Source organism: Streptosporangiales bacterium (assembly GCA_009379825.1).
Classification (GTDB): domain Bacteria; phylum Actinomycetota; class Actinomycetes; order Streptosporangiales; family WHST01; genus WHST01.
In genome coordinates, this window is record WHTA01000140.1 from 1 (window position 1) to 7,235 (window position 7,235).

Consider the following 7,235-nt stretch of genomic DNA (forward strand, 5'->3'; position numbering starts at 1 on the left):
CGTCGTCGACACCCCCAACTGCCCCGCCAAATCCGCCTGCACCAACCGCGAACCCCCCACCAACGCCCCCGACAAAATCGCCCGACGCAACGTCTCCCGCACAAACTGATGCGCCGTACGCCGCGGCTGCGAGAAATCGAGCAAGCCGCTCGGCAGGTTCTCGTCGACCATTACTCCCCCACATATGACGATGTCGGCCCGCCGGATAACGGGGTCTGACAAAATGCACGGTTCGATGGAGTCAGCGTAGCGTTCCGGGCCCCGATTCGATGGCCGGACCCACCTCCCCAACCCACTTCGCAGACCGCGACGGCTGTTGACCCAGGGAGTTGCATCATGCAATATACATCAAATATTGCTGCCGGAGCGAGACCACGACAGCGAGGTCGAGACCATGAACGCTCCTCACCCACAGCACACCCATCACGCACGCCCGTCGCGGCGTTCTCGGCGGCTCGCCGCGCTCGGCGCCGGCCTGGCCCTCCTCACGACCGCGTGCACGACGCAGAGCCCATCGAACGACCAGGCCGAACAGGCCGCCGACGACTACCCGAACCGGTCGATCTCCTGGATCGTCCCCTACGCACCCGGCGGCGGCTCCGACCGTCAGGTACGCCGGCTCCAGCCGCACATGGAGAAGAGCCTCGGCAAAAAGATCAACGTCGTCTACAAGGAGGGCGGTGACGGCGCCGTCGGCTGGCAGGAGCTGGCGAACGCGACCGCAGACGGCTACACCATCGCCAACGTCGTCGCCCCGAACGTGATGCAGCTCGAGATCGACGGCGACACCGGCTACGAGTCCAAGGAGTTCGAGTACGTCTCGTGGACCGAGACGGCCCCGAACGTCCTGGTGGTAGCGAAGAACTCCAAGTACAAGACGATCGACGACTTCGTCGCGGCCGCCAAGAAGAACCCGGGCAAGCTCACCGTCGCGGGCACCGGCAAGACGGGGAAGCTGAGCTGGGCGGAGATGTCGGAGGCGTTGGGCGTGCGGGCGTCGTACGTGCCGGTGTCTGCCGGCGTCGGCGACATCGTCCCCGATCTCAAGGGCGGGCACATCGACGCGGCGGTCTTCGGTGCGTCGCACGCCGTGGAGTACGAGGACAACATGCACCCGCTGGCCATCACCGGCACGGAGTCCGTCGCCGCGCTGCCGGACGCGCCGACGCTGGAGTCCGAGGGCTACGGGTCGGCCGTGCTCGGCACCAGCTGGGGTGTCATCGCACCGCCGGGGACGCCGAAGCCGATCGTCGACAAGCTCAACAAGGCCGTGAACGACGCGATGGCGAAGGAGAAGGTGCAGACCGCCCTGGACGAGGGTGGCCTCACCGCGCTGTCGCACACGCCCAAGCAGGCGACGAAGTACGCCGACGACCAACGTAAGCAACTGGTGACGGTCAACGACGAAGTCAGCAAGTAGCACCGGCCGGCAACGGCACGGCGAAGCGAGGGACAGCGGATGCTGGCAGGACTCCTCGACGCGATCACCCCGATGAACCTGTTGTTCATCTGCCTGGGCACGGTGACCGGGGTGGTCGTCGGTGCCCTGCCGGGACTGACGGCCACCATGGGCACCGCCCTGCTGTTACCGTTCACGTTCGTACTGCCGCCGGTGCAGGGCCTGGCCATGCTCAGCGCGCTGTACGTGGCGTCGATGTTCGCCGACTCCATACCCGCGTGCCTGGTGAACACGCCAGGCACCCCGTCGGCGATGGCCACCGCGTTGGACGGGTTCCCGCTCACCAAGCAGGGGAAAGGGCAGCAGGCGATCGTCGCGTCGGCGTTCTCCTCGTTCGTCGGCACGACGATCGGCGCCCTGGCGTTCCTCTTCCTCGCCGCACCGCTGACCGCCATCGCGCTGACCTTCGGACCTCCGGAGTTCTTCTGGGTCGGCGTCTTCGCGTTGACGATCATCGGCAGCATGGCCGGCAAGTCCCTGCTGAAGGGGCTTGCCGGCGGCGCGATCGGGTTGATGATCAGCATGATCGGTACGGGGCCCGGCGGTGAGGTGCGGTACACGTTCGGCATCTCGCAGCTGCAGGGCGGCATCTCGCTGGCTGCGGCGCTCATCGGCATCTTCGCCCTCCCACAGGTGCTGAACATGGTCGCGGACCGCAGGCAGCGGCCGTACGTGGCCAGGTACACCAGACAGCCGGGCGTCGCGCTCCAGACGGTCAAGCAGGTCGCCGCGAAACCACTGCACCTGCTCCGCGCGGGACTGATCGGCGCGTTCGTCGGCATCCTGCCCGGCGCGGGGAGTCCGGTCGCCTCGCTGGTGGCGTACAACGAGACGGTGCGGTGGAGTCGCGACAAGTCGAGGTTCGGCAAGGGCGCACTCGAAGGAGTCACCGCGTCGGAGACGGCGGGCAACGCCGCCGCCGGCGGCGCCATGGTGCCGCTCGTCGCACTCGGCGTGCCTGGCTCCGCGCCCGCTGCGGTCATCATGGGCGCGTTGCTCCTCCAGGGCATGCAACCGGGGCCGGACCTGTTCAGCACGAACGGTTCACTCGTCTACGCGTTCGCGTTCTCGATCCTGATCGCCGGTGTCACCACGTACATGCTCGGCAGCCTGATGTCCCGCGCGATCGCCCGGATGGTGTCCGTGCCGATCCGGCTGCTCGCGCCGCTGATCCTGTTCCTCTCCACGGTCGGCGCGTTCGCCATCAGGAACCACATGTTCGACGTCTACATGATGCTGGCGTTGGGAATAGGCGTCTGGCTGCTGATGAAGATCGGCTTCCATCCCGGGCCGATCGGTCTCGGGGTGATCCTCGGCCCGATCGTGGAACCGGCTCTGTTGCAGTCGCTGGCGATCGTCGAGTCGTCGTCGATGCCCGCCGTGTTCCTCGGCAGCGTGACGAACATCGTGCTCATCACGCTCACCGTCGCGTCATTGTGCTGGATCATCGTCTCCCGCAGGAAAGACAGGAAGAAGGATGCCGCCGACACCACAGCAGACGAGTCGTCGGGGGAGAAGACTCCCGCTTGACGGCATCGGCGGCGAGCTGATCGCCGCCGCCGTGCTACTCACGCTCGGCGGGCTGTCGCTGCCGTTGGTCCAGGGCGGCCTCGACTGGGCGATGCCCCGCGTGCTGGCGTACGTGGCGGTCGCCCTCGGGGTGGCGCTGGCGCTGCGCGTCGCGCTGAGCCCCGACCTGCGCCGCCCGGCCGGGCGGGCGGCGCGGCCGGCGCGACAACCGGGCCAACGCCTCGACGTAATCGTCTTCCTCGCCGCTGCGGTCTGCTACGTGGTGGCGATCCCGCTGATCGGCATGTGGCTGGTCACGCTGCCGATGCTGGCTCTGGTCTCGTTCTACCTGAACGAGCGGAAGAACGCCGCAACCGCCACGCAGTCCGCCATCGTCGCCGTCGTCACCTGCCTGGTCGGGTACGCGGTATTCCGGCACGTGCTCTTCGTGCCGGTGCCGGCGAACCAGTGGATGACGGCGATCCTCAGTCCGCTCGGGCTGTGACGGCGTCCGGCTGCGCGCTCCCCTCGTACCAGGCGATCTCGTGCGCCTTCGCCCGACGTACGGCGATCAGCATGCCGGCCGCCCTGCCGGGCAACGCGGTGCACACGTCGTCGATGTCCGCCTGGTCGTCCACCCAGCGCGCCTCCAGGCCGAGCGCCGCCGCGACGGCGGCGATGTCCGGGTTCTCGTAGTCGACGCCGAAGTTGCGCCCGTACCCCTCGCGCTGCTTCTGCCGCTGCGACCCGAAGCCACCGTCGTCGAGTACGAGCAGCACGACCGGCACCCGTAACGAGGCAACGGACTCCACCGCCGCCATGGACATGAAGAACGCGCCGTCCCCGAGGACGGCGACGGCGCCCTCGACCGCCCCTGACACCACCGCGCCGATCGCGTGCGGCACCGCGAAACCCATGTAGCCGAACCCGAACGGGTACAGGAACGGCCCGCCGACACGCAGCCCGGACGTCAGCGTCAACGACCCGAAGCCGGGGTCGACGGCAACCGCCCACGAGTCGGGGACACTGCCGAGCACCCGTTCCACCAGCTCTGCGTCGAGCGGCCGCTGGCCGTCGCCGAGCTGTCCGTCGCTGCCGTCGGTCGCCTCGGCGCGCGCGAGCCACTCCGGTTGCACCGCCAGCTCGTGTGCGCCGAGCTCACCGGCGAGCGCGGCCACGAACTCGCCGATGTCCGTGACCACGCCGATATCGGGCGCTACCCGCAGGTCGAGCTTCCTGGCGTCCGGGTGGACGAGCACCAGGCTCCCACCGTCACCGGGGAGCGAACGCCAGCCGACGGTGTCCACGTCGGAGATCTCCGCACCGAGTGCGACGACCAGGTCCGCCGCGCCGAGCATGGCGGTCGCCGCCTGCGAGCCGAACCGGCCGACCGAGCCCACGTGCCATGGACCCGCGCCGATGCCGCCGCGGCCACCGTGTGTGCTGGCGTACGGGATGCCGAGCTCCGCGCAACGGCGGTACACCGCCTGCGGGTCCTCGCTCCAGCGCACCGCCTCGCCGAGCACCAGCAGCGGCGACGTCGCGCCGGCGAGCAGCTCGGCGACCCGCGCGACGTCGCGGGAACGCGGTGCCGGCCGGCTGACCGGCAGCCGTACCGGGCTCGCCAGCTCGTCGGCGACCGGCTGGACGTCGGCGTACCAACGCGCCGCCTCCGCGCGTGGCACCCGGGTGAGCGCGACGTCCTCCGGCAGGTCGACGTGCACCGGCTGCGGCACCGCACGTGCGGCCTGGCCGAACGCCCGCCGTAGCACGTGCGGCAGGTCGCGCGGCTGGTGCACGCGCTGGCTGAACTGCACGAGCGCCGGCATGACCTGCGCCAGACCCCAGTCGTGGTACGGCTCGCGGACGAGCGTCGCGCTCTCCTCGTTGCCGGTGAGGAGCAGCAGCGGCACGCCCTCGCGGCCTGCCGCCACCATGGTGGTGAGGCAGCTGGTGGCACCGGGCCCGACGTGCGTCATCACCACGCCGAGCCGGCCGGACGCGCGCGCGTACCCGGACGCCATGTCGGCCGCGCTCTGCTCGTACCTGGCCGGGACGTAGCGAATCCGGTCGTCGTCGGCGATGGCGTCCAGGATCGGCATGATGGTGCTACCCGCCACGCCGAACACCTCACGCACCCCCGCACGGGCGAGCAGGTCGACCACGATCTCCGCGGCGGTCACCGACCCGTCGCCGGCCGCTCGGCTCTCCACCACGGTCACTCCTTCACCCTGCGCCGGCAACGCGCGCGTCCCCGCTGCCTTCCACCCACGTCGCCGGCGTGACGTCGGGATCGACGTGGACGTCGACCACGTTCGGTCCCTCGGCGCCGAGCGCGGCCGCGATCACCTCGTCCACGTCGGCGGGTGCGACCACCGTCCAGCCGGTCACGCCGTGCGCGTCCGCGATCTTCGCGAAGTCGGTCGGCAGGAAGCTGGTGCCGGTCAGCCGGCCGTCGAAGCGCCGCCGCTGATGGCTGCGCTGCGACGCATACGCGCCGTCGTTGAACACCACCACCGTGACCGGTGACTTGCGCCGCGCCGCGGTCTCGAACTCACCGAGACACATGGCCAGGCACCCGTCCCCGACGACCGCCACGCCCCGCCGGTCGGGAACTCCCTCGACCGCGCCGAGGAGCGCGGGGAACGAGTAACCCATCGCACCGAACCCCGCCGACCTGATGTACGTACCCGAGGCGTGGACCGGGAGCTTCTTGCCGAAGTACGAGTGCATGCCGGAGTCGACGGACACGAACGACCCGCGCGGCAGCCGGTCGCGCAACGCGCGCAGCACGTGCCACGGGTCGACCAGGTCGCCCTCGCCCGCTCCGTCGAGGTAGCCGGCCCGTTCGACCTCGAGCTGCTCGCGCCTGGCACGCCAGTCCTGCGGACAGCGCGAACGCAGCGCGTCGGTGAGGTCGACGCAGCAGGCACGTGCGTCCGCGACCACCGGAGTGGTGGTGAACACCCCCTTGCGTAGCGGCTCCGCCGCGACGTCCACCTGGAACACCCGGCACTGCGGCGACCAGCCCGTCCACTCGAACGTGGAGACGTCGCTCAACGGTGTGCCGATGGCAAGCACGACGTCCGCGTCGGCGAGCAGCTGCCGCGCGACCGCGTCACCGGCCTGGCGCGCGATGACGCCGAGCGCGAGCGGATGGTCCTCAGGGACGGCGCCGCGGCCGCCGTCGGTGGTGAGCACCGGCAGGTTCGCCCGTTCGGCAAGCGCGACGAGCGCGTCGCTGGCCGCCGACCAGTGCACGCCGCCGCCGGCGTACACGACGGGGCAGCTCGCGCCGGCGAGCGCGTCCGCGAGCGCGGTGAGCTCGGCGCGGCCCGGCCGGGGACGGCTGGCCGGCACCTGCGCCGCCGGCATCGGGGGGTCAGGCGCAGCGGCACACTCCTGTTTCAGCGCACTCTTCGGCAGGTCGACGAGCACCGGACCTGGCCGACCGGCCGTCGCCAGCCACAGCGCACGCGCAGCGACCACGTACGGGTCGGCGGCGTCGTCCAGCCGCAGCGTGGCCTTGGTGACCGGCCGGTACAGCGCGCGTACGTCGACGACGTGGTAGCCCTCCCGCATCGCCGTGTCGGTCATCCGCGGCACCTCGTTGCCGGTCAGCGCGACCAGCGGGACGCTGTCCTTCCACGCGGTGCCGACGCCGTACAGCTGCCGCAACGCACCTGGCCCGACATGGCACAGCACCACGCCGACCCGCCCGGTCGCCCGCGCGTAGCCGTCGGCCATGTGCGCGGCCGCCTCCTCGGACCTGGCGCTGACGAAGTCCACCGTCCCGTGCCGAGCGATCGCGTCGGCCACGTCCAGCGTGGACGTCCCCACCACCCCGAAGACCGTCGTGACCCCGGCGCGTGCGAACGCGTCCACCAGCGCGTCCGCCACCGTCGCCATGACCACCTCCATCGTGATAATCGATCTTGCATCATGCACGATAAGGCCGTCAACGCATCCCCGACCTGCGGTTGCCGTCGCGGCGAGGGTCAGGTGGTGGTCTTCGGGCTCACTACGCCGGCGTCCAGCACCGTGCTCAGGGTGGTATCGAGATGGTTGGCCAGTACGCGCTCGGCCGTGTCGGCGTCGTGGTTGCGTAGGGCGGTGAGGAGCTGGTGGTGCTCCTTGTTGCCGTCCTTGATCCGGTCGGGGGCGACGGCCAGCGAGTGGGCGACGTACAACATGGCGGCGTCCTGGACGCCGGCGATGATGGACTGCAGGCGAGGGGCGCCGGCGGCCTGGTAGATCCGGGCGTGGA

At 70.4% G+C, this 7,235-nt stretch carries 6 protein-coding genes; 3 read left to right on the top strand and 3 right to left on the bottom strand.

What is annotated here, in order from left to right; genetic code table 11:
* The first annotated feature begins 394 nt into the window (after positions 1-394).
* From GEV07_30265 to GEV07_30275, 3 genes are read left to right on the top strand one after another with little or no spacing between them, the layout of a single operon-like run.
* Positions 395-1,420 (top strand): hypothetical protein, encoded by a 1,026-nt coding sequence (locus GEV07_30265; GenBank protein MQA06800.1) that lies wholly within the window; start codon positions 395-397, stop codon positions 1,418-1,420.
* A gap of 39 nt (positions 1,421-1,459) precedes the next feature.
* The gene (locus GEV07_30270) at positions 1,460-2,989 is read left to right on the top strand and encodes a C4-dicarboxylate ABC transporter permease (protein ID MQA06801.1); all 1,530 of its coding nucleotides are present in this window, start codon (positions 1,460-1,462) and stop codon (positions 2,987-2,989) included.
* Positions 2,937-3,473, top strand: coding sequence for a hypothetical protein (locus tag GEV07_30275; protein MQA06802.1), 537 nt, complete (start codon positions 2,937-2,939; stop codon positions 3,471-3,473). The genes GEV07_30270 and GEV07_30275 overlap by 53 nt, the downstream gene beginning before the upstream one ends.
* On the opposite strand, the gene GEV07_30280 is transcribed toward GEV07_30275, so the two are convergent.
* The 3 genes from GEV07_30280 to GEV07_30290 form a co-directional block, all read right to left on the bottom strand.
* Positions 3,454-5,181: a hypothetical protein gene (locus tag GEV07_30280; protein MQA06803.1), complete on the bottom strand. Its 1,728-nt coding sequence runs from the start codon at positions 5,179-5,181 to the stop codon at positions 3,454-3,456. The genes GEV07_30275 and GEV07_30280 overlap by 20 nt on opposite strands.
* A 13-nt stretch (positions 5,182-5,194) precedes the next feature.
* Entirely contained in the window at positions 5,195-6,889 is a 1,695-nt protein-coding gene (locus GEV07_30285; GenBank protein ID MQA06804.1) for a hypothetical protein, read from the bottom strand.
* Positions 6,890-6,966: 77 nt separating this feature from the next.
* Positions 6,967-7,235 (bottom strand): FCD domain-containing protein (locus GEV07_30290; protein MQA06805.1); only part of this gene is annotated, 269 nt, incomplete at its 5' end.